The organism is Pirellulales bacterium, from assembly GCA_019636335.1.
Lineage (GTDB): Bacteria > Planctomycetota > Planctomycetia > Pirellulales > JAEUIK01 > JAHBXR01.
On the sequence record JAHBXR010000020.1, the window covers coordinates 88,991 to 112,099 of the forward strand.

Here is a 23,109-nt window from a genome sequence, read left to right on the forward strand (position 1 = left end):
GAATCTGCGCTTTATCCACCACGACCCGCTACGAAGGACGCGCGCGATGGAACGCCGCACTTTGCTCCTGCATGCCTTGTGCCTGGCCTCGGCGACGCTGGCCGCCGGCTGTTATTCTCCCTACCATGCCGATCGCGGCGCGCTGTTTGGCGGTCTCACGGGCGCGGGCGTCGGCGCGCTCGTCGGAAACGCCGTGGGACACACCGGCGCCGGCGCGGCCATCGGCGCTGGCGTGGGGGCGCTCTCCGGCGCGGCCATCGGCAGTGGCATGGACGAGATCGAAGCCCGCAACGCGGCGCACATCGACGCCGCCATGGCCGCACAGATGCCGACCGGCAGCGTGACGATCGACGACGTGCTGTCGATGACCAAGGCGGGGGTCGATCCCGAGCTCATCGCCAGCCACATCCGCACGAATGGCACGTTGCAGCCCTTGAACGCGAGCGATCTGATTCTGCTGCAGCAGCAGGGGGTCGCGACGTCGGTCATCCAGGCGATGCAATCGAGCTCTGGCCCCCGCGTCGTGGCGGGGGGACCGCCGATCGTGGCTGCGGCCCCACCGGTGATCGTCGAAGAGTATTACTACCCACCGCCGCCGCCACCCTACTGGTATGGTCCCGGTTGCTACCGACCCTATCGTCACCACCATCATCACCCTCGACCCGGCGTGAGTTGGGGCGTCTCGGTGAGCAATTGAGACGCGAGTTGTTTCGCGTCGAGTGCGGCACTTTGTAGGTCAGGCTCGCCGTACCTGACAATTGCTCGACGGGGCGAACTCGAAGGAGTGTCAGGTACGGGGTACCTGACCTACGCCGCGCTAGTGGTTGAACAAGAACGCCGGGCTGTTGATGAGTGCCCAGGCCAGATCCTGCGCGCCGGTGAGTCGATCTTCCGCCTCGCGAATGGCCTCGGTGCCGGTGGCGATTTCCGCCTCGGTCGGCGGACGGCAGAGGATCGCCAGGAACAGCTCTTCGACGAGCCGCGTGTTCTCCGGCTCGCTCGCCACGAGTCGCGAGATACGGTTTTCCTGGCTCGCGATCGCATCGGCCACCGTGGGCCCATTCACCAGGTTCAACGCCTGCCCCAGCACGACGCCGCTCGAGCGTTCGCACTCGCAGGCGCTTTCTCGCGGGGGGCGGCCGAAGAGGTCGAGGAAGCCCCCCGGCAGCGAAACGTGCGAGTCGGGGAGTTGCGTGGCAAGCTGGCCGGCGGGCAGGCCCGGCAGCTTGATCGGCGCGCCCGTGGCGCGCTGCACGGTGTCGTACAACGTCTCGGCCGGCAGCCGCCTTGCCATGGCGTGCGAGTAGTTGATCTTGTCGTCGTCGTTCCAGCGATTCGTGGCCAGCGAATGCTGATAAACGCGCGACTTGGTGATCGTCTTCAGCAGGTGCTGGGTGTCGAAGCCGCTGGTGATGAAGTCGTCGGTCAGTTGCTCGAGCAGCGCGGGATTCGTCGGCGGATTGCCCGCGCGAATGTCATCCACCGGCTCGATGATGCCGATACCCAGCAGGTAGCTGAACAGTCGGTTCACGTAGCTCGTGGCGAAGTAGGGGTTCTCTATCGACGTGGCCCAATAGGCGAACTGCTCGCGGCGCGGCAGCCCATCGGGCGCTACGTCGGCATGCGCGTAGGGAAACTGCGGTGCGACGGGCTGCCCGGTGCGCGGATGCATCTCCTCGCCCCCCTGCATATCGAAGATCACCTCATCGCCGGGCACCAGCCCCGGCTTGCGCCCCACCTGCACGAAGTAAGCCGCCAGATCGTAATACTGATCCTGCGTCCAACGCTCGAAGGGATGGTCGTGGCACTTGTTGCAGTTGAAGCGCACGCCGAGAAACAACTGCGTCGAATTCTCCATCGCCAGCTCCGGCTCGCGCAGCACGCGCATGTAGCTGGCGGCCGGATTCTCGAACGTCGAGCCGCTCGCCGTGAGCACCGTCTTGGCGAACTGGTCGTAGGGCATGTTGTGCGCCACGGCGCGGCGGATCCAGTCGCGCAGGGCCCAGGCCCCCTTCTCCGTGAGGAAGGTGCGGTTCACCTGCAACAGGTCGGACCATTTGTTCGACCAGTGGGCCACAAACTCGGGGCTGCCGACGAGGCGGTCGATCACCGCGTCGCGCTTCTCGCGCGTGGGACGGCTGTCGGCCAGAAAGGCACGAATCTCGGCCGGCTCTGGCGCCAAACCCATCAGGTCGAGATACACCCGCCGCAGAAACTCCGCGTCGGTGCAAAGTTCGCTCGGTTGAATCTTGACCCGCTTCAACTTCTCGTAGACGCGCGTATCGACGTAGTTGTGTTCGGGCACCTCTTGCCAGACGAATCCGGTGCGGTCTCCCATCACCGTGACGGTTGTGGCGGCATAGCGTCCTTCGTAGCGGGCCAACAGGGCCGCCTCGCCCCGACGCACCGCCGTGGCCAAACCTTGCTTGTCCACTTCAACGACTTCCCCCAAACTGGTTTCGACGAAGGCCTCGGCCGAGACGTCACGCGTCGTGCCGTCGCTGTAGGTGGCCACGACCGCCATCTGCTGGCGCATGCCGGGAAGGGGCAGTTGCGGATCCTGCGGACGAATCTCGATTGACGTCACGCGCGGACTATCGAGATCGAGCGTCACGCCATCGGCGATCCACTGCCGCAGCAATTCGTAGGCGGGCTCGCCCGGCTTCGTCAATACGCCCCCCTGATGCGGCACGCCCCCCGATGGCTTGAGCAACATCAGGCTTTGATCGGGCGCCACGCGGTTGAAGCGGCGGCCGGCCAGATCGTCGACCAGCGCGCGATGATCGAACAACGGGTCGTACCCGCGGAGCGAAAGCTTGAAGCCGTTCTTCCCCTTGTCGGCGCCGTGGCAGGTGCCCATGTTGCAGCCGAGCTTCGACATCTGCGGCATCACGTGTCGCACGAAGCTGGGATGAAACTCGTCGGCCTGGCCCGACACGGTCACCGGCACCTGGGCGGTCAAGCCGCCGACGGCGACCGTGAGCTCTCCTGCGCCGTCGGCCTGCGGACGTGCCAGACCGCGCGCGTCGATCGCCAGCAAATCGGAGGAGGACGTGAACGTGGCCATCCTCGTGGCGTCGACCGCTTCGCCCGTCTCGAGCCGCCCCGTCACCAACAATTGCGCGTAGGCGAAGGGATGGGCCAGATCGATCCGTTCGGGCCATACCTCGAGCGAGACGATCTTCATCCCCTCGGACAGCTTCTCCGGCTCGTCGGCGCGCGACGACGAGACCAACGCAAGGCCCAGCAGGGCCGCAGCGCCGATCGCGACGGCGGCTACCCACGTACGGCGTCCTCGGTGTCGGGACATCGGGCGCGACATCGTTGTTCGATCCTTCCTGACAGTTACGGAGCGCTCACGCTCGCCACGGGCTCGGTCGAAATCGGAACGGGCACAAACTCGGACACCAGCGATCCCGTCGCGGGATCGTTGAAACGCACCAGGCCATCGAAGCCGGCTGAGGCCACGGCGGCGCCGTCGGGGCGAAACGCCACGGCGTAGACCGGTCCCCGGATGCCGGCAAAGCGCGACACGACCGCCCCGTCGTCGGTCTGGTGGACGCGGACCTCGCCCGTGCCGTCGCTGCTGCTGCCGACAGCAAAGCGGCTGCCATCGGCGTTGAACGCCACGGCGTAGATACGTCCCGGCATGCTTTCGTAGTTGCGCAGCAGATTGAAATCGTCGCCGATGACGCGCTTCTCGGTGCGGTACATCTTGTAAAGCTTCGGCTGGCCGTCCGATCCCCCGGTGAGCAACTCGTCCTGGCCGGGGCGGCGATCGACCGAGATCAAGCCACCCTTGAGCGCCCCAGGCGTGATGCTCGTGATATTGTCTACGAAGCGCTCCGTCACCACTTCGGTGAGCTTCATCGCACCGTCGCGACTGACGGAGACGACGTGCGAGGCGTCGGTCGAGAAAGCGGTATCGAGCGCCCAATCGGTGTGAGCCCCTTGATACAACACCTGCGCGCCGGTCGTCGAATCGATCGCGCGGATGGCGTTATCGGTACAGGCGAACGCCAAGAGCTTGCCGTCGGGTGACCAGCTACAGCCGGCGAGCGTATCGAAGGTGTAATTGACGGCTAACAACAGCTTGCGCGACTCGACGTCCCAGATCTGCACCTCGCCGAAGCGGGCCGGCGAGCCACCTGTCACCGCCAGTCGCTTGCCGTCCGGCGAAAATTTTACTGATTCGATGCGTTCCGAAAGACCGACCAGCCGCGCGACCAGTTCCGAACCATCGGCCTTGTGCAGCAAGACCTCGTGATGTCCGGAGACGGCCAACAGCGAGCCGTCGGGCGAGTAGTCGAGCGACGTGACGACCGGCGCCTTCTGATACTGCGGCGGATGCGCGGCGTCGATCGTGTCGCGAACCGAGTCGGGCGTGTCGTCCACGCCCCCTTCGGCGATCCAGCGGCGGACCAACTCGATCTGATCGGCACGCAGTGGCGGCTTGCCCTTCGGCATCAGCGCCATGCCATCCGTCGGAATGATCTGCACCAGCAGCAGGCTTTCGTCCGGCGTCTCGACGTTGATGGCCGGCTCTTCGCTGTCGCCTCCTTTGAGCATGCCGGCGACGCCCGTCAGGACGAGCCCACCCTCGGGGCGCGCCGGCTGATGGCAGCCCTGGCAGTTTTCGACCAGGATGGGCCGCACCTCGCGGTAATAGCTGACCTTGGGTGGTGCCTCGGCGGCAGGCTGAGCCGGGGCGGGGGCGTCTTCGGCCAGGACCGAAACGGCGCCGGCCAAGGCGATGATCAGCGTGCAAAGGGGGCCGCGGAAGGCAGTGCAAGGCATCGGCAGAACCTCGGGCGAAACAGAGCCGGTCGGACCAGCGACACGGCCATTCAGCAACCAGCCAGGCGGGAACGTGCGGGCAGGAAAACAACGGGCGGCCATCCCCTGCGGCCAACCGCTCAGAGTAGCACGAATTGGGGGCCGGGAAAAGAATTTTGATCGGTCGCGGAACGACCACCGGCCTTAAAATGCCGGGATGGCCGGAAACGATCCACAGAAGCACGCAGATGGACGCAGATAAGGACAGAGTTTGCTGCTTGCCTGCGTCGTGCCGTGGTGTCGTCGTGGTTCAATTTGATTGAGCATGTATTTACCACAACGGCACCACGGCACGACGTAGGTCAAGCACTGATTGCTCAACATCCATTGCCACTGATGCGTTCGGTATCTTGCGAATTCGACTCGCGCCCTCGTTGTTGCGGCCGATTACGATGACTCGTGGGGCCACGGCCGCCGCGGAGGGTATTTCATGTTCGCCAGGCACGCCTCGCATCGTCTCTGTCTCGTTGTCCTCTTCGCGATCGCACTTGGCTGCGGACCGAATACGCGGCGCGATGACACGCTTTCACTCCATGACATGATCGGCCACGAGGTCTCCCTCTCCGGCACGCTCCGAGGACCGGGCGAGTTTGGCACTATCCTCAACACGCCCCTGGGGCAGGTCTATCTCGTCGGCGACGCCGGCATCGCGCGCTGGACCGCCGATCGCAATCTCGACAAGACGATCTACACCGTCACCGGCATCTTGCTGCTCCATCGTGCCGGAGAGCCGACCGATTCGCCCACCGCCACCGCCGCCGACTACTATTACTTCGAAGGTCCCACCACTAAAGTCGAAGTCGCCGAAGGCGTGCGGTAAATACCCAACCAATGTCAAGTTGTCCGTTGCGATGAAACGACCATCAAAACCCAGGCAGCTTCCTCTCCAAACTGCCCGACGTTGGCGCGAGATCGATTTCGAACCGCGACAGTACATTCGCTCGGGCAGGTCGTCGCCTGCTCCGTTTTGGAAATGGCTAACCATCTCAGTGTTGGTGCTAGTTCTCGTCGCCTGCTCGCTCTTGGTAGGGGTGCAATACATCGCGGCGCAGTTGCTCCTACATTAACAATGACCAGAAGTTCGCTCGCTACTGGGTTGGCCTCGACCATGATTCGTCGGTTAGGCATTTCACTGGTCTGCTTTCTGCTGCTAGCCTGCACAAGTTCGGGTGGTGACCCCATCCCTTCAGTGCGACAGATCACGCACGGGCCCGCGCATCATTTCTTTGGCTACATCGGCCACGTGCGTACCATTCCCTGGAACGCGAGCGGGCGCTACATCCTTGCGCTGCGGGCGGCGTTTCAAGATCGCATGCCGGGTGGCGATGATGCGGCCGAGATTGTTTTGCTCGACAGCGAGCACGATTACGCCGAGCGCGTCGTCAATCGGACCCGGGCGTGGAACTTCCAGCAGGGGACGATGTTCTACTGGAATCCGGAGGCGCCCGAGACGCAGTTCTTCTTCAACGATCGCGATCCCAAGACGCAACAGATCTTCTGCGTGCTGTTCGATCTCTCGCGCGGCGAGCAGGGCGAGCGGATCGCCGAATACCGTTACGCCGACACGCCGGTGGGGAATAGTGGTGTCGCACAGACGGGGGGCGCGTTCGCGGCGATCAACTACGGGCGTCTCGCGCGGTTGCGGCCTGTGACGGGTTACCCAACGGCGTACGACTGGACCGTCGATGAAAGGCATCCAAGCGATGATGGGGTGTTTCGCATCGACGTGGCGACTCGCGAGAAGCGGCTATTGGTCTCGTTCGAGCAACTGGCCGCGGCACTGCGGCCCACGCGACCCGACGTCGACGAGAAGGCGCTCTTCATCAATCACACGCTGTGGAGTCGAGGCGACGAGCGGATCTTCTTTTTCGTGCGGGGCGATTTCGACGATGGCAAGCGGCGGCTCGACGTGCCGTTCACGATGCGCGCCGACGGCACCGATCTGCGTATGATCGCCACGCACTTCGGCGGCCATCCCGAGTGGCTAACCGATCGCCGGCTGATCGGCTCGCATGACGATCGGCAGATTATCTACGACCTCGACGAGCAGAAGATCGTCGGCACGCTGGGCAACGAGGAGCTGATTCCCGAGCCAGGGGGCGACGTGGCCCTTTCGCCCGACGGGACGCGCTTCGTCAACGGCTACAGCCGGGGCGGGGAGAATCTTTACACGATCCTCAACCTGGTGGACGACACGGCCACGCGCGCTAGTGGCATCGTGCGCGGCAAGTACCGCGCGGGGGAACTGCGCATCGATCCTTCGCCTTGCTGGAATCGAGCGGGCACGCAGCTACTGGTGGGCGGGCTGGCCGAAGACGGCACGCGGCAGATGTTTTTGATCGACCTGCGTTGAATGAGCCGCCAGCTCCCCCAGCCTCCCTTTGCCCCGCCCCCTGAAACCTGTTAGCCTGCAAACGGGTAATCAAGATAGGACCCCAGGCTGTCGGTGTGTCGATAGATTCGAAATAACCGCTGCCTCCTTCCGAATCAGATGCCAGGCGGCATGGGCCGTTTCTGCTGCAAGTTACAAGGAATGAACGAGATGCGACTTCAGGGATTGCGTTACCTCGCGGTGGCTGCCGCGCTGCTGGCAGTGCTGGCAGTGCTGGCGGGGACCACGGCGACCGCTCGTGCCGCCGAGGAAACCCGGATCGGTACCGAGATCAAGGATTTCAAGCTCGACGACTTCCACGGCAACGAACACATCCTGTCCGATTTCGATGACAGCAAGCTGCTGGTCGTCGCTTTCGTCGGGGTGGAGTGCCCGTTGGCCAAGCTCTATGCCCCGCGTCTCGAAGAGCTCTCCAAGGAGTTCTCGGACAAGGGGGTGGCCTTCGTGATGATCGACTCGAATCAGCAAGATTCGATCACCGAGCTATCGGCCTTCGCTCGCATCCACGGTGTGACGTTCCCGGTGCTCAAGGATCTCGACAACGTGGTGGCCGATCAGTTCGGCGCCGTCCGCACGCCCGAAGTGTTCGTGCTCGATGAAAACCGGGCGATCCGTTACCGCGGCCGCGTCGACGATCAATATGGTCTCGGCTCGAGCAGCGGTTATGCCCGACCGGAAGTAAAGCGCCGCGACCTGGGCATCGCGATCGAGGAGTTGCTCGAGGGTCGCGCCGTGAGCGAGCCGGTGACCGAGGCGGTGGGCTGCTTCATCGGCCGCGTCTCGCGCGTCACGCCGCACGGCGACGTCACGTATGCGAATCAGATCGCGCGGATCTTCCAGAACCGTTGCATCGAATGCCATCGCGAGGGGGAAGTCGCCCCCTTCACGCTGAAAGACTATGACGAGATCGTCGGCTGGGCCCCCACGATCCGCGAGGTGGTGAGCGACGGCCGCATGCCGCCGTGGTTCGCCGACCCCGCGCACGGCGAGTTCAAGAACGACGCACGCCTCACTGACGAGGAGAAGCAGCAGATCTTCACCTGGATCGACAACGGCTGCCCCGAGGGAGACAAGGCCGACTTGCCCGAGCCGCGTCACTTCACAGACGGCTGGAAAATTCCCGAGCCCGATGCCGTGTTCTACATGGCGGACGAGGCCTACGACGTGCCGGCCGAAGGAGTGGTCGAGTATCAATATTTCGAGGTCGATCTGGGCTTCACCGAAGACAAGTGGATCCGCGTCGCCGAGGCCCGGCCGGGCAATCGCGCCGTGGTCCACCACATCATCTGTTTCGTGCAGCCCCCGGGGGGCAAGGCCAGCGGCTTCAGCGAGAACCGTAGCGGTCTGGCCGGCTATGCTCCCGGCATGCCACCGGCGAGCTTCCCCGAGGGAGTGGCGATGTTCGTGAAGGCGGGCTCGAAGCTCATCTTCCAATTGCACTACACCCCCAACGGCAGCCCGCAACAGGATCGCAGCTACGTCGGCATGTGCTTCATCGATGCGAAGGATGTGAAGAAAAAAGCTTCTGGCGGCGTGGCGGGCAACCTGGGCTTCAAGATTCCGCCCGGCGACAACAACTACGAGGTCAAGGCGAAGCGGAAGTTCCGCCGCGATACGCTGCTCGTGAGCATGACCCCCCACATGCACCTGCGTGGCAAGTCGTTCCGCTACGAGGCCACCTATCCGGACGGCACGACCGAAGTCCTGCTCGACGTGCCCAAGTACGATTTCAACTGGCAACTGCGCTACGACCTGACCCAACCGAAGTTGCTGCCGCAGGGGACGGTCGTTCACACGACGGCCCACTTCGACAACTCGGAAGAAAACCTGGCGAATCCTGATCCCACGGCGGAAGTCCGCTTCGGCGATCAAACGTGGGAAGAAATGATGTTCGGCTTCATGACGACGCTCGATCCGAACCAGGATCTGCAAAAGGAGCCCCTTTCGGCCGAGAGTGAAGACGACGCCGAGGCGACGCGCCTCGACGACCAGGCTGCGGTGAACTGAGTCGCACCGACGGTGAGGCTTGCATCATCCGCCGCGTCAATGTCAGCTCCACCAGGCCCGGAAGTGAAACTCCGGGCCTGGTTTTTAACGCGTGGTCCGTGTGGCGTGCGCGGTTTTACCGTCAGGATTCTCGATTGCTGTGCGCGTACTGGCGCCATTTCATGCACAGTAGCGCGGCGATGCCGCTGGAGCCTGCTGCAACGATAAATCCGAGCGAGCAATTCCGCAGAAATGTGGAGAACTCGATGAACTCGCCGCCGTTGAAGCTGACAAACGTCGTATTGGTCGTCGTACTCGCGTAGAGACATGCCACCGACGCGACGAGACAACCGGTCGCCGCTACTCCGAACAGCGCGCTCAGCCAAAAGGGCGGTACAAACCGCCGGTTGGCGGTGACTTTGGCGACCGGCGCCTCGTAGGGATTCTGAACCATCTCGCTATTGTAGTTTTGCGCGCTACCCGGTCCACTTTCGCGGCCTGCTGCCATGCCGTAAAATCGGGCCTTTCTCTCTCGGCCGCGGATGTGCCGAGGTGCGAGCGCTCCGTCCCTGTGTGCCGCCCCGAGGCGGCGCCAACCGCCGCGAGGAATACTGCCTTGAGTTCGCAACAGACGATGAAGATCGCCGTCATTGGTGGCGATGGCACCGGTCCCGAAGTCGCCCGCGAAGGGCTCAAGGTCTTGGAAGCAGTCGCGCCGCTCGAAGGCTTCAAGTTCGAGACCACCGATTTCGATTTCGGCGGCGAACGCTACCTGCGCACGGGCGAGACGCTGCCGGCCGGCGCCGTCGACGAGCTGCGCAAGTTCGACGCCATCTTCCTGGGCGCGGTCGGCCACCCCGACGTCGCCCCGGGCATTCTCGAAAAGGGCTTGCTCCTCGAGCTCCGCTTTCAACTCGACCAGTACATCAACCTGCGCCCGGTCAAGCTCTTCCCCGGCGTCGAGACTCCGCTCGCCGGCAAGAAGCCCGAGGATATCGACTTCGTCGTCGTCCGCGAGAACACCGAGGACATGTACTGCGGCACCGGCGGCTGGTTGAAGAAGAACACCGCCGACGAAGTCGCCACGCAGACCGCCGTCTATACGCGCAAGGGGTGCGAACGCTGCATTCGTTGGGCCTTCGAATACACGCGCAAGCGAAACAATCCGAAGAAGATGCTCACCCTGGTGGCCAAGACGAACGTGCTCACCTACGGGCACGATCTCTGGTGGCGCACGTTCCAGGATGTCGCCCGCGACTATCCCGACATCAAGGCCGACTACAACCACGTCGACGCCTGCTGCATGTGGATGGTCAAGAACCCCGAATACTACGACGTGATCGTGACGACGAACATGTTCGGCGACATCATCACCGATCTCGGTGGCATCGTGCAGGGTGGCATGGGCGTGGCCGCCGGCGGCAATATCAACCCGGACAAGGGGGGCACCAGCATGTACGAGCCGATGGGGGGCAGCGCGCCCAAGTACACCGGCAAGAACGTGATCAACCCCATCGCCGCCATCAATGCCATGGCCATGCTGCTCGAGCACACGGGCCAGGAAAAAGCGGGCCAGCGCATCTTGAAGGCGGTACAGGAAGTCACAGGCACGAAGATGAAGAGTCAGGCCGCCGGCAAAATGGGCTACTCCACCACCGAAGTCGGCGACCTGGTCTGCAAGGCCCTCGGGTAGCTGCGCCCCTCGAACAACACCACGTAGCGACAGGGGTATCGGTAGGGGTAGCAGCGATCATCTTGCGCAAAAAACTCCCCTTCTAAAACCACCCCCGAGTCGCAAGATGGTCGGTGTCGCGCAGCGACCAGAGGATAAGTAAAATCCCCACCAGCTCCTCCACGACCCCAAACGCAACTCCGCGTCTCCTCCTCACTCTGCGGCTCCCCGTGAGCTCAGTGCGAGTACCGGGTATTAGCAACCCGAGGGACAAGCAACCTGCGAAGTGACCTTCGATGCCTGCCAAGAATCAAGGTCTGACACAGCGCTAGTAATTCAGCCGCACGCCGCGGGCGCGGAGGTCTTTGGCCAACTGATGGGCCGTCGTGTATTGCACGGCGTCGAAGCCGAACTCTCGCGCTCCTGCGACATGGTCGGCAATGTCGTCGACGAAGAAGATCTCTTGCGGCTCGACCCCTGCCAACTCGGCCGCCGCCTGGTAAATCTCCGCGTCGGGTTTCATGGCCTTGATGCGAAAGCTCAGGGCAAGCACCTCGAACGTGCCGGGCACGATCGGGTAGCGCCCGGACGCGAAGTAGTTGAAGTGCGACTCGCTCGTGTTCGAGAGCAGCCCGAGCCGATAGCGGGCCTGCCACAACTGCGCGACGATCGACGCCACCGGCGCATTCAGCTCGAAGATCGCGCTGCCTGCCCGTTCCAACTGGTCGTAGTCCGCGCGCGTGCCGGTCTCGCGGCAGAACGTCTCGTAGAACTCCTCGTTCGAGAGCGTGCCCTGTTCGAGACGCCGTTCGAGGTCGGTATCGAAGAGCAATTGCCAGACGCGCTCGGTGGTGGCGCCGGCCACTTCGGCCATTTGCCGGCACATGAGCTGATGACTGAAGTAAAGCAGGACGTTGCCCAGGTCGAAGTAGAAAAATTTGGGAGTCTTTATCACGGGCTAGCGCCTTCTTCGATTGGCGTCGTGCCGTTGTGGTAAACCCTTCGGCCAGCGAAATGGATCATAACCTCGACGACACCACGCACGATGTTGCGATCCGTTGTTGGTCCCGATGAGACGCGATTTTTACTCGCGAGATTGATTTCGCAGGTAGTAGAGCCGGCCGTCTTCGGCGCCGACCAAGAGGTCGGGTACCTGATCGTTGTTCCAGTCGACCGTCGTGGGGCTGGTGGTGTGTCCGGCGAGAGGACGCTTGTCGAGGTTGCCCATCGAGCGGAAGCTATACTTGCCGTCTCGCTGCTCGACCTGCCGATACCAGGCGGCGTTCAGGCCATCGACGAGCAGGTCGAGCTTCCCGTCGCCGTCCCAATCGACGAGCTCCAGTTGCCGGCGGCCACTCTTGCCAGCGATCTTGTCGTTCAGATGCAAGGGGGCCCCCTGCTCGTCGACAAAGATGCGCGCGCCCGGTTTCAGACGCTGGTCCCCCTCGCTGCCCAGCCGCTCGAAGAAGGCCAGGTAGCCTTCGTGATCGAGCATGACCAGATCGTTGCGCGAGTCGCCGTTGAGATCGAGCACGAGGGGCTTGGTGCGCCATTGCGTCACCAACTCGTGCGGGGCGGGGTTCCACCAGTTCCAGGCGGGTTTCGGGGGCGTTCCTTCCCAGGCGACTTCGACGGGTTGCTCGGCCGCGAAACTCGGTTCCTGCCGCGTGCCGGTATTGCGATACCAGACCACGCGACCCCAGATCGAGTTGAGCACCAGATCGAACAGTCCGTCGCCGTCCCAATCGGCCACGGTCGGCGTGGTGTAACCCCATTTCGCTTCGCAGGGACCTTGAATCGAACCGTTGGGGCCCGCCTGGATATGGATCGGCTTGCCCTGGGCCAGAATCTCTTGCGGCGCCGACCAGCTCGGTCGTTCGACGCCCGGGCCACTCTCGTTCTTGAACAGCAGCACCCGGCCCGCGGTATTGCCGCAGACGATGTCGAGATCGCCATCGGCATCCCAATCGATGGTGACCGGGGTCGCCAGCGCGCCGCACTTCACGTCGGCGGCCTGCTGCTGGAAATAGACGGGAGGCAGGAATTGCGGCACGCCCTCGTCGATCTTGCCCGTGTGTTCCATCAGCGCCACGCCGCCATCTTCGTCACCAACGATAAGATCCTGATCGCCGTCTCCATCCCAATCGATGGCCACGGGCACGATCATCTGCACGTCCATCGCCAACGGCTGGCCGTCGTGCGACAGCCGTACGCCAGCGGCGTACTGGGGTGCGGTGCGCGTGCCAGTGTTCTGGAAGTAGGTGAACCCGTCGAGGAATTCTCCACACACCAGGTCGAGATCGCCGTCGCCGTCGAAGTCGGCGAAGTTGGGAGAGGGCATGCCGAACGTGTCGATCGGCTTTCCGTCCGCTTCGAGCTTGCGCGGCTCGTCGTACTTGGGAGCGCTGGTAGTGCCCGAGTTGCGCAGCAGGTAGACGTAGCCATGCAACGGGCCGTTCGTCCAGCGGCCCGAGGCATCGTAGGCATTGTCCCAGCCGTACTCGGTCCAGTCTTCGACGCCGACGACGAGATCGAGCGCCCCGTCGCCGTCGAAATCGACGTACTTCCAGACGTTCGCGCGGACCTTGTTGGGGTGGATGTTTTCTGCCAGCGGCAGCTTCGCCGGCTGTCCGAGTCCGACAGAGCGGAACTGGGGATGCTCGCGCGCGGGGCTCAGGATACGCACTCCCCCGTCGACGTACGAAGGGGAGACGTTGGACAATCCCTGGCTGATGCGCTTGCCTGCTTTGAAGACCGGCAGCTTGACTTTTCCCTCGACGTTCTCGAACAGCCAGGCGCCGTTCGAGGGTTTGTCGGGGCAGACGACCACGAGGTCGAGATCGCCATCTTCGTCGAAGTCGATCGGCACCGGCCAGGCCCAGAGTCCGGCCCCCAGCTTGACCGTCAGACCGGGATGGTTGTACGCGATCGGTTCAAGCTCATCGGCCGGTGCGGGCCAAGGCAGCAAGAGCAGCAAGGCGACGAGCGGCAACGAGAGTCGCGGAGACGACATGGCATTCCTTCCGGCGGGCAAGAATGGGCGGGCAAGCAGGGCAAAAGCGGCCTGTAGGTTCGCTAACAGGATAACGGCACGGTTCGGTCTGCGCAACCCAGGCAGAGTGCGCGGCTCGTGTCCCCGGCGCCTCGCCATGACGGCCGCTAGCATGGCGGTGCTGTCGCCGCTTTCAATCGCTATTTCCGTGATTTTTTGTCAAACCCGCACCACGGTTGCTGCCGATATTTTCCAACGATGCACAGGGTGGGTGTATGCGGCGACAGATGCGCCGCGTGGGCATTGCGTTCGGCCAGCGGGCCGGCGCGGCCACGATTACGACCGCACGTAAGGAAGCGTTGCGATGACACCAAGCCGGCTTCGCGTCTACTACGGCCCCGAAGAGAACTGTGCCACCGTTACGGAATCGAAGGTCGACGAGCATCGCGTGACGGTGCCGTTGAGCGAGATCATTCCGCTCCTGGCCGACGCGGTGGAAAGCCGCCGCACCTGGCTGCGCGACTTCGAGGACGACGAAATCACGATCTCGGCCGATCTCTACGGCGTGATCCTGGCCTACCAGCACTGCCGACGACCGGTGGCCTAGCTCTCGTCGACAATCCGTCAAATCAACAACAAAGCCCTGGCGATCGAGTTCGATCGCCAGGGCTTTGCTCGTTTTCCTCCTAATCCCGTAGGAGGAGGCGCGGAGTTAAGCATTGAGCAGATAATATTCCGGAGCGGCGCCGGTTAGCGTGATAAGGCCGGAGTCGGAAAATCGTTCGTGTCGCGCAGCGACCAGAAGATCGGTGGGCGGCCCATTTTGCTGGGTGGTGAGATTTGGAGCGTTTCCACTCATCCTCTTGTCGCTGCGCGACACCGACCATCTTGCGACTGGGGCTTGTTTCCTGGAGAGAGCTTTTTCCGCAAGATGATCGGTGCTACCCCGTCTGCTCACTTGTCACGGCGCGCGGGGGAGCTATCAGAGGGTGTTTCCCGCGTCAGGTCTTCTTGGGTGCTGGCGAGATCGTGCTGCTGGCGCGGTCGCGTAGAAACTGGCACAACCGCACGAGCCCAGGATGCGTCGGCACGCGTGGCGTTGCGGCGGGGCTGCTATCGGACTCCGGACGCACCACGCGCGGCGCCGGCGGCAGGGCCGCAGAAGAGGGTTGCGGCAACGCTGCCGGCAGACCGGTGATCCGATTGACGGGAGCAGGCGCATCGGCAGCGCGAGCGTGTTTGCGCGCCGGTTTCGCTTCGGACTTCCTGTGACTGGCTTTGTGCTTCTTCCCCATAACCCACCTCGTGTGTGTGCCCAACGAGGGCGTTCGTTCCTGTTGTTCGGCTGAGCGACTCATGGCGGAACATCCGACGACGAGACACGAGGTCTTCCACTGCTGGAATTGTACGCGGCTCGCCAAGGGCGCGCGGAAACCTGCCTGATATTCCGTCGCGGAGGACGCGACCTTTGTTCGCACGTGCCGCACAAATCGCGGGTGTGCTCAAACGGATCGCGCGGAAGTGCTGGCGCGACCTTTTCCCCCGACAGACGGGCCGGCGCCCGTCGCACAGTACGAGACGTTCAGACCGTGCCGTGGTTGTGCTCGAGGCCAGAGGCGCTCGGCAGCGTTTCGACCACTGGGGCGGGAATGTCTGTCTCGCCCCGCTCGGCCTTGCGCCGCCGCAGTTCCATGCGCTCGATCAGCACATCGCCCGGCGCACTGATTCCTAGCCGTACCCGTTTGCCCGAGATGCCCAGCACGGTGATACAGATATTTTCACCGATCAGAATGTGTTCGTTTTCTCGCCGCGATAGAACCAGCATGGTGCCTCCTCTCTCCACTCCCTGTCACGCGTCACGGCCTGCCGATTACTACTACGACAACCGCGCCAAGTTGTTTTTCAGAATCTTTTCGAGGCACGAAGAGTCTTGTTTTTGGCCACAATTTGAACACATGCCGGACAGTTGGTGGCCACGCTGAAAACAAATCGCGCAGCGCACCACGACAAGGAGCCCGCGGTCTGCTGGAACGTGTGAATCCTTTCACAAGCTCGAACGTTTCGGCCTATAGCGCTCGTAGAGATGGTACCGGGCTTGCGTGCGCACGACGTGATAAGGTGGCACGGCCCGTTCGAGCACCATCCATTCAAGACGAATCGTTATGAGGAGGAGGCATTCGCCCATGCAGGAAAGGAACCCTACTCGCAGTCAGAAATTCGCCGTCGCGTTGGCGGCCGTCGTGACCGTGGCCAGTGCCGCCATCGCGACCTCGTTGCCGTCGATCGCCGCCCCCGACCAGCCGAGGCCGGGTAAGCTCGCGGCGCCCCCATTGAACTCTTCTCCCACGACGAGAGCCGCCAATAGCGCGAACAGTCCGGCGCAGGATCCCGTCGCGGCGGCCGAGACGAATTATGCGCGGAGCCTGTCGCGGGCCTTCCGTCATGCCGCGGAGCAGGTGTTGCCGGCGGTGGTGATGATTCAGACCACCCCGCACGAAGAACATGTCAGTCGGGGAAGCGACCAGTCGAACGAAGCTGAAAGGCCGGCACAAGGAGATAACCCCTCAAGCGAGCGTTTTCGCCAGCAGCATCCCGAGCTGGCTCCCTTCTTCCGGCAACAGCCCGAGCACCCGCAACCGCACGGGCAGGTCGGTCTGGGCTCGGGAGTGATTATCGACCCGGCGGGTGTGATCCTCACGAATAACCACGTCGTTGCGGGGGGCGGCCGTGTACGCGTCCGTTTACACGACGGGCGCGAATATATCGCCACCGACGTGAAGACCGATCCCAAGACCGACATGGCCATCGTCCGGATCGAAGCGGGGGAGCACCTGCCCTTCGCACGCACCGGCGATAGCGAACAGATGCAGGTGGGCGATTGGGTCTTGGCGCTCGGGCAGCCTTTCGGCCTGGAGGGGACCGTCACCTCGGGCATCATCAGTGCCAAGGGACGAGGCATCGGCATCACGGCCCGCGAAAACTTCCTGCAGACCGATGCGGCCATCAATCCCGGCAATTCGGGTGGTCCGCTCGTGAATCTCGATGGCGAGGTGATCGGCATCAACACGGCCATCTCGTCGCGTACGGGCAGCAACAGCGGCGTTGGCTTTGCCGTGCCGATGAACCTGGCGCGTTGGGTCAGCGATCAGCTCGTGAAGACCGGCTCGGTGCGACGTGCCTATCTCGGCGTGGCGATTCAACCCGTCTCGCACGACCTGGCCATGCAGTTCGGCGTGAAGACGCGCGAAGGCGTGCTGGTCACCGATGTGTTTCCGAACACGCCGGCCGCCGACGCAGGCCTGAACGCCGGAGACGTGATCCTGCACTTCGCGGGACACCCGGTGAGCGAGCCTCGTGAGTTGCAGGGATTTGTCGAGCAGGCCGAGATCGGTTCGCGCCAGCCGCTGTTGGTGTATCGCGGCAAGGAGCGCATCACGCTCCAGATGACGATGCGCGAACAGCCGGGTGACTTTGGCCAGGTGGCCCTGGCGACCGGCGAAGAGGAACAGCCCGCGCAGCCGAAGGTCGATTCGGCCGAGTTCGAGCAGTTCGGCTTCGAGGTCGGCACGCTGACGCCGGAGGTCGCCAAAAAGCTGAAGGTGGCGGTAGGTACCGGCGTGGTGGTGACGAACGTCACGCCGGGTAGTGCCGCCGCCGAAGTTGGGATCGAGCCCGGCATGGTGATCGGCGAAGTGAATCGCACCGCGGTGCATTCGCTCGACCACTTCCGTACCGCGGTCAAGGCCAATGACAATCGCGACGAAGTCTTGCTGCTCGTGCGCACGCAGGGTGGCTCGCGCTTCGTGGTGTTGAAGCAGGCCCGGTAAGTTGGACTATTTTCTAGGTGCGAGCTTCGCACCAGCATGAACCTCCTCCGTCGCGCCACGAGGTATCACCTCGGCCGGATGCCGGCGTCGGGAACCCCACCCGTCGCCGGCGTCCGGACGCGATTTTCTACTCTCGTCGAGCGTATTTCTCGAGTGCAGCGGGTCCTCGAACGCCGTCGATGCGGGCGTGAAAATCGACATCGTGCCTGGGCCGATGTTAGACTAAGGATATGACCCAACTCGAATGGCAAAAGCTGGAAGAGCTTGTCTTGCACATGACGCCCGAGGAAAAGGCGCGTCTTGTGGCATTGGTTCAAGCCGCACCAGCCGCTCCCTTGTCAGATCGAAAGAAGAGCCGACTCGTAGGGTTGATGGCAGATGCTCCCGAGCTCATGGATGCCGTGGTAGAGTCTGCGAATTCCGCTCGAGAGAAGCATCCTCTCCGGCTTCCCACCGATGAATAAGGTGCTCCTCGATACGGACATCCTGTCCGAAATCTTGAAGGACCGTAATCGCCAAGTCGCGCAGCGAGCCGAGCTCTATCATCAACAGTTCGGGAGATTCACATTCTCCAGCATTACCGTTATGGAAGTCATCAAGGGCTTCCGTCAAGCAAGACAGTCCGATCGCATCTTCCGTTTCCTCACGAACCTGGTCGACGATGAAGTGCTCGCTTTTGACGTAGACGCCGCGAGCATTGCCGGAGAAATCTACGGCGAACTGGAGCGTACAGGTCAATCGATCGGTCGGGCCGATCCCATGATCGCCGCGATCGCCTTGCAGCACGATTTGGTGCTCGCCACGGCTAATACAAAGCACTTTCAGCGGATTGCAGATCTGGGCTACTCTCTTTCGCTTGAAAATTGGCGCGAATAGTCGCGTCGGCCGGCAACTCCGCTCCATCCCTCTTGGGCCCTAGTGCGAAAAAGCGGCAGCGGGCGAGCTTGATATCCATCCGCAATCTCATTGGTCGCATGGTTCGATTTCCTTGCGGAGCGCGCGCAAGGTGGCTCTAACCAAATCGAAGTCCGGTGTAACGTTCTGCCAATACGGCCAATTGTCAAACAGCACCTGGCCTACCCGTTCCTGGATAGATTCAAAGCCCGGAAGTGCAGCCAATTCAAGAACGGTGTCGTTGATGTCAGGCGGATATACCCCGCCCCCATGTACGAGTATGTCTGTAAGTGGATGATCGCTGTATTTTCCATTTGGCATTTTCTCATCATAGCCGAAAAATCGCTCTTCCTGCTGCGGTCGCCCTCCAGCGCGTTATATTTCTGAAACGCCGGATTTGCCGGTGGACGTGACGCGACCGCTTTCGAGAGGAGCTTGCGCATGCAATTGGGCATGATCGGTTTGGGGCGGATGGGGGCGAACATGGTTCGCCGACTGATCGCCGGTGGCCACGAGTGTGTCGTCTTCGACCTCAGCCCCGACGCGGTCAAAAAGGTCGCGGCAGAAACCGGGGCCACGGGCGCGACGAGCCTGGAAGATCTCGTCGCCAAGCTGAAGGCCCCTCGAGCCGTGTGGGTCATGGTGCCCGCCGGCGGCCCCACCGAAAGCACCGTGCAGGCGCTGGCCAAGCTCCTCGCGAAGGGAGACGCCATCATCGACGGTGGCAACTCGTTCTATCAGGACGACGTCCGCCGCTCGGAGCTGCTCGCTCCGCTGGGTATCGACTATCTCGACGCCGGCACCAGCGGAGGCGTGTGGGGGTACGAACGCGGTTACTGCCTGATGATCGGCGGGCCGAAGGGGGCCGTGGCGCGGATCGAGCCGATCTTCGCCACGCTGGCGCCGGGCCAGGGGGATATCCCACTCACGCCGGGGCGCGATCCGAAGGAGAGCACCGCCGAGAAGGGCTACCTGCACTGCGGTCCCGCAGGAGCCGGCCACTTTGTCAAAATGGTTCACAACGGCATCGAGTATGGCGTCATGCAGGCCTACGCCGAAGGCTTCGACATCATGCGCAACGTGTTGCAGGAGGCCATTCCGGCGAATCGCCGCTACGAACTGAACCTGGCCGACATCGCCGAAGTCTGGCGCCGCGGCAGCGTGATCGGTTCGTGGCTGCTCGATCTCACCGCGATGGCGTTGGCAGAAGACGAACAACTCAAGGAATTCACCGGCTACGTACACGACTCGGGCGAAGGGCGCTGGACGATCGCCGCAGCGCTGGAAGAAGCCGTGCCCGCCGAAGTCCTCTCGGCGGCGCTCTACACGCGCTTCCGCTCCCGAGAAGAGCACAGCTTTGCCGAGAAGGTGCTCTCCGCGATGCGGAACAAGTTTGGCGGGCATGTCGAGGCGCACTAGCGCTCGCAGAAAGGGCGTTCGCCATGCACAGGCTGCCAGCCTGTGCAGATCGATGACCGAGCGAAGCATGATCCTCAACAGGAGTTTCCCATGACGGACGGCCAGGCCGTGCCGCAGGTCGATGCGAACAGTCCAGCTCCGGCCGGTCCCTGCCTCTTTGTCGTCTTCGGGGCGACCGGCGACCTGACGAAGCGCAAGCTGATGCCCTCGCTCTACAATCTGGCGCAGGGGGGGCATCTCAGCGAAAACTTCGCCGTGATCGGCGTGGCCTTCGACGAGCTGTCGACCGACGAGTTCCGCCGTCGTATGACCGAAGAGGACGTGCAGTACCAGTCGAACAAGATCGACCCCGCGGTCTTGGAACGATTTGCCTCGCGGATGCATTACGTGAAGGGGGACTTTCACGATCCCGATCTGTATCGCCGACTGGGCGAGACCATCTCGCAGGTCGATCACGAGTGCCAGACCGGGGGCAACTGCCTGTTCTACCTGGCGATCTCGCCGACGCTGTTCGGCGAGGTGGTGCGACAATTGGGCGCTGCCGGCCTGACGCGCGAAGGGGCGCCTCCCGCTGGCTCGGCAGCCACCGATATGCCGGCTCACGGCTGGCGCCGAGTCATTGTGGAGAAACCGTTCGGGCGCGATCTGGAATCGGCCGCGGCGCTGAATCGCGAGCTGGGCTCCGTGCTCGACGAGAGCCAGATCTATCGCATCGATCACTATCTCGGCAAAGAAACGGTCCAGAACATCCTCGTCTTCCGCTTTGCCAACGGTATCTTCGAGCCGATCTGGAACCACCGTTACATCGACCACGTGCGCATCACCGTGGCCGAAAGCCTGGGCGTGGAAGAACGGGGCGGATACTACGATCATTCGGGCGCGCTACGCGATATGATCCCCAACCACCTGTTCCAACTGGTGGCGATGGTGGGCATGGAGTCTCCCATCTCGTTCGATGCCGATGCCGTGCGCGATGAAAAGGCGAAGGTGCTCCGTGCCATTCATCCGCTCGCCCCAGAGGACGTGCTACAGAATGCCGTCCGTGGGCAATACGGCGCGGGGAAGATCGGCGACCGCCAGATCATCCCCTATCGCTCGGCGCCCCAGGTCGCGCCCGACTCGCACACCGAGACGTTCGTCGCCCTGCGCCTGATGATCGACAACTGGCGTTGGGCCGGCGTGCCGTTCTATCTGCGCACGGGCAAATGCCTGCCCGAGCGAGTTACCGAGGTGGTGATCCAGTTCAAGCGGGCGCCGTTCTCGCTGTTTCGGGGCACGCCGGTCGAACATCTGGCGGCGAATCAGCTCGTGCTGCGCATCCAGCCCGACGAAGGGATCTCGCTGCGCTTCGCGGCGAAGCTGCCAGGGCTCGAGGTGCGCACCGGCGGCGTAAACATGGATTTTTCGTACGAGGATTACTTCGGCGGCACGACGATGACCGGTTACGAGACGCTGATCTACGACTGCATGATCGGCGACGCGACCCTCTTCCAACGCGACGACTTCGTCATGGCGGGCTGGTCGGTGGTGCAGCCGGTGATCGACGTGTGGCAATCGCTCCCGCCGCGCGACTTCCCCAACTACACGGCCGGCACGTGGGGCCCCCCCGCGGCAGAAAAACTCTGGGCCGCTGGGCGGAATTTCTAAAAGCCGGGTAGTGACGGCATATACTCTGTGTGGCACTACAAGCTTGCCCGAGACTGTCCGGAAGTTGGTGTTAGCCCCGAAGTGGCGAACACATGAGCAGTGTTGACGCCGCACACGTTCGCCAGACGCTGGACGAGAGTTACCGCACCGATTCGCGGCGAGTGTTTGCGACGCTGGTGCGGTTGCTGGGCGACTTCGATCTCGCCGAGGAGGCCTTGAGCGACGCCTACGCCTCGGCCGCCCAGCAGTGGCCCCGCGAAGGCGTGCCGGCAAATCCCCGAGCGTGGCTCGTCTCGGCCGGTCGCTTCAAGGCGATCGATGCGGTGCGGCGGCGGGCACGCTTCGACGCTTCACTCGAAACAATCTCGCGCCGGCTCGACAAAGCCACGAGCAGCGGCCAGGATTTCGACGACGAGAAGATCGAAGACGATCGTCTGCGGCTGATCTTCACCTGCTGCCATCCGGCGATCGACCCGAAGGTGCAAGTGCCGCTGACGCTGCGCGAGGTGTGCGGCCTGACGACCGAAGAGATCGCCAGCGCCTTCCTGACGGCTCCGGCCACGATGGCGCAGCGCATCGTGCGCGGCAAGGCGAAGATCCGCGACGCGGGCATTCCGTTTGCTATTCCCCGCGCTGCCGACTTTCCGGAACGAGTCGCCTCGGTGTTGGGGGTGATCTACCTGGTGTTCAACGAGGGATACGCCGCCTCGTCGGGCGATACGCTGACGCGTCCCGATGTCTCGCAGGAGGCGATCCGGTTGGGTCGTTTGCTGAGCGAGTTGCTGCCCGACCCTGAGGTTAAAGGACTGCTGGCTCTGATGCTGTTGCAGGAGTCTCGCCGCGAGGCGCGTGCCACGGCCGAGGGAGATATCATCCTGCTCGAGCAGCAAGACCGGACGAAGTGGGATGCGAGCCTGATCGCCGAGGGTTTGGAACTGGTCGAGCGGGCAATCGCGAGCCGGCAGTTTGGCGCCTATACGGTTCAGGCGGCGATCGCGGCGGTACATGCCAGCGCCAAAAACGCCGCTGATACGAACTGGCCGCAGATCGTCGCGCTGTACGATGCGCTGCTGGCGATCCATCCTTCGCCGGTGGTCGAATTGAATCGCGCGGTGGCCGTCGCCCTGAGCTCCGGTCCCGAGGCGGGGCTCGCCCTGATCGAGGCGATTCTCGAACGGGGCGATCTGGCGGAGTATCATCTTGCCCACGCGGCCGCGGGCAAGTTCAACTCGCAACTGGGCCGGCGCGAAGCTGCCCGAACCGCGTACGAACGGGCCCTGGCTCTCGCCCGGCAGGAGCCCGAGCGGCGATTTCTGCGGCAATGTCTGCACGAGCTGGCCGAGCCAGGCGCCGGCCAGCCGTCGTAAGGCGTTTCGCGCCAGCGTGTTGCCGTGGCCCCCTCCCCCTGCTTGCGGCTGGCGGAGAAAATCTTGGCGAAGATTTG

Annotated in this window: 18 protein-coding genes; 11 read left to right on the forward strand and 7 right to left on the reverse strand. The window is 63.2% G+C overall.

The window, feature by feature from the left end; translation table 11 throughout:
* The first annotated feature begins 46 nt into the window (after positions 1-46).
* Positions 47-697, forward strand: a complete 651-nt coding sequence (locus KF708_18405) for a hypothetical protein (GenBank protein MBX3414666.1) — start codon at positions 47-49, stop codon at positions 695-697.
* A gap of 120 nt (positions 698-817) precedes the next feature.
* On the opposite strand, the gene KF708_18410 is transcribed toward KF708_18405, so the two are convergent.
* On the reverse strand, positions 818-3,310 hold the full coding sequence (locus KF708_18410) for a DUF1549 domain-containing protein (GenBank protein MBX3414667.1): 2,493 nt from the start codon (positions 3,308-3,310) through the stop codon (positions 818-820).
* A 35-nt stretch (positions 3,311-3,345) separates the two neighbouring features.
* A complete protein-coding gene (locus KF708_18415) occupies positions 3,346-4,797 on the reverse strand; it encodes a PD40 domain-containing protein (GenBank protein ID MBX3414668.1) in 1,452 nt (483 codons plus the stop codon).
* A 469-nt stretch (positions 4,798-5,266) separates the two neighbouring features.
* Here KF708_18415 and KF708_18420 point away from each other — a divergent pair, with 469 nt between their 5' ends.
* From KF708_18420 to KF708_18430, 3 genes are all read left to right on the forward strand, one after another.
* Positions 5,267-5,656, forward strand: a complete 390-nt coding sequence (locus tag KF708_18420; protein MBX3414669.1) for a hypothetical protein — start codon at positions 5,267-5,269, stop codon at positions 5,654-5,656.
* A gap of 288 nt (positions 5,657-5,944) precedes the next feature.
* Positions 5,945-7,189, forward strand: coding sequence for a hypothetical protein (locus KF708_18425; GenBank protein MBX3414670.1), 1,245 nt, complete (start codon positions 5,945-5,947; stop codon positions 7,187-7,189).
* Between the two features lie 189 nt (positions 7,190-7,378).
* A complete protein-coding gene (locus KF708_18430) occupies positions 7,379-9,235 on the forward strand; it encodes a redoxin domain-containing protein (protein ID MBX3414671.1) in 1,857 nt (618 codons plus the stop codon).
* A 121-nt stretch (positions 9,236-9,356) separates the two neighbouring features.
* Here the strand turns inward: KF708_18430 and KF708_18435 are convergent, their stop codons facing one another.
* Positions 9,357-9,722: a hypothetical protein gene (locus KF708_18435; GenBank protein ID MBX3414672.1), complete on the reverse strand. Its 366-nt coding sequence runs from the start codon at positions 9,720-9,722 to the stop codon at positions 9,357-9,359.
* Positions 9,723-9,848: 126 nt separating this feature from the next.
* Between KF708_18435 and KF708_18440 the strand changes: the two genes are divergently transcribed.
* Entirely contained in the window at positions 9,849-10,907 is a 1,059-nt protein-coding gene (locus KF708_18440) for a 3-isopropylmalate dehydrogenase (GenBank protein ID MBX3414673.1), read from the forward strand.
* A gap of 307 nt (positions 10,908-11,214) precedes the next feature.
* On the opposite strand, the gene KF708_18445 is transcribed toward KF708_18440, so the two are convergent.
* Together KF708_18445 and KF708_18450 are read right to left on the reverse strand one after the other, a co-directional pair.
* Entirely contained in the window at positions 11,215-11,841 is a 627-nt protein-coding gene (locus KF708_18445) for an HAD family phosphatase (GenBank protein MBX3414674.1), read from the reverse strand.
* A gap of 129 nt (positions 11,842-11,970) precedes the next feature.
* On the reverse strand, positions 11,971-13,899 hold the full coding sequence (locus KF708_18450) for a VCBS repeat-containing protein (GenBank protein MBX3414675.1): 1,929 nt from the start codon (positions 13,897-13,899) through the stop codon (positions 11,971-11,973).
* A gap of 343 nt (positions 13,900-14,242) precedes the next feature.
* Between KF708_18450 and KF708_18455 the strand changes: the two genes are divergently transcribed.
* Positions 14,243-14,485 (forward strand): hypothetical protein, encoded by a 243-nt coding sequence (locus KF708_18455; protein ID MBX3414676.1) that lies wholly within the window; start codon positions 14,243-14,245, stop codon positions 14,483-14,485.
* A gap of 394 nt (positions 14,486-14,879) precedes the next feature.
* Here the strand turns inward: KF708_18455 and KF708_18460 are convergent, their stop codons facing one another.
* Positions 14,880-15,173, reverse strand: coding sequence for a hypothetical protein (locus KF708_18460; GenBank protein ID MBX3414677.1), 294 nt, complete (start codon positions 15,171-15,173; stop codon positions 14,880-14,882).
* A 287-nt stretch (positions 15,174-15,460) separates the two neighbouring features.
* Positions 15,461-15,703, reverse strand: a complete 243-nt coding sequence (locus tag KF708_18465; GenBank protein ID MBX3414678.1) for a carbon storage regulator — start codon at positions 15,701-15,703, stop codon at positions 15,461-15,463.
* Between the two features lie 358 nt (positions 15,704-16,061).
* On the opposite strand from KF708_18465, the gene KF708_18470 reads away from it, so the two are divergent.
* The 5 genes from KF708_18470 (at position 16,062) to KF708_18490 (ending at position 23,032) form a co-directional block, all read left to right on the forward strand.
* On the forward strand, positions 16,062-17,705 hold the full coding sequence (locus KF708_18470; protein MBX3414679.1) for a Do family serine endopeptidase: 1,644 nt from the start codon (positions 16,062-16,064) through the stop codon (positions 17,703-17,705).
* Between the two features lie 456 nt (positions 17,706-18,161).
* The gene (locus KF708_18475) at positions 18,162-18,581 is read left to right on the forward strand and encodes a PIN domain-containing protein (protein MBX3414680.1); all 420 of its coding nucleotides are present in this window, start codon (positions 18,162-18,164) and stop codon (positions 18,579-18,581) included.
* A 459-nt stretch (positions 18,582-19,040) separates the two neighbouring features.
* Positions 19,041-20,018: a decarboxylating 6-phosphogluconate dehydrogenase gene (gnd, locus tag KF708_18480; protein ID MBX3414681.1), complete on the forward strand. Its 978-nt coding sequence runs from the start codon at positions 19,041-19,043 to the stop codon at positions 20,016-20,018.
* A gap of 90 nt (positions 20,019-20,108) precedes the next feature.
* Positions 20,109-21,665 carry a glucose-6-phosphate dehydrogenase gene (gene zwf / locus KF708_18485; protein ID MBX3414682.1) on the forward strand — a complete coding sequence of 519 codons (1,557 nt, stop codon included), beginning with the start codon at positions 20,109-20,111 and terminating at the stop codon, positions 21,663-21,665.
* Positions 21,666-21,757: 92 nt separating this feature from the next.
* A complete protein-coding gene (locus KF708_18490; protein MBX3414683.1) occupies positions 21,758-23,032 on the forward strand; it encodes an RNA polymerase sigma factor in 1,275 nt (424 codons plus the stop codon).
* Positions 23,033-23,109: the final 77 nt, after the last annotated feature.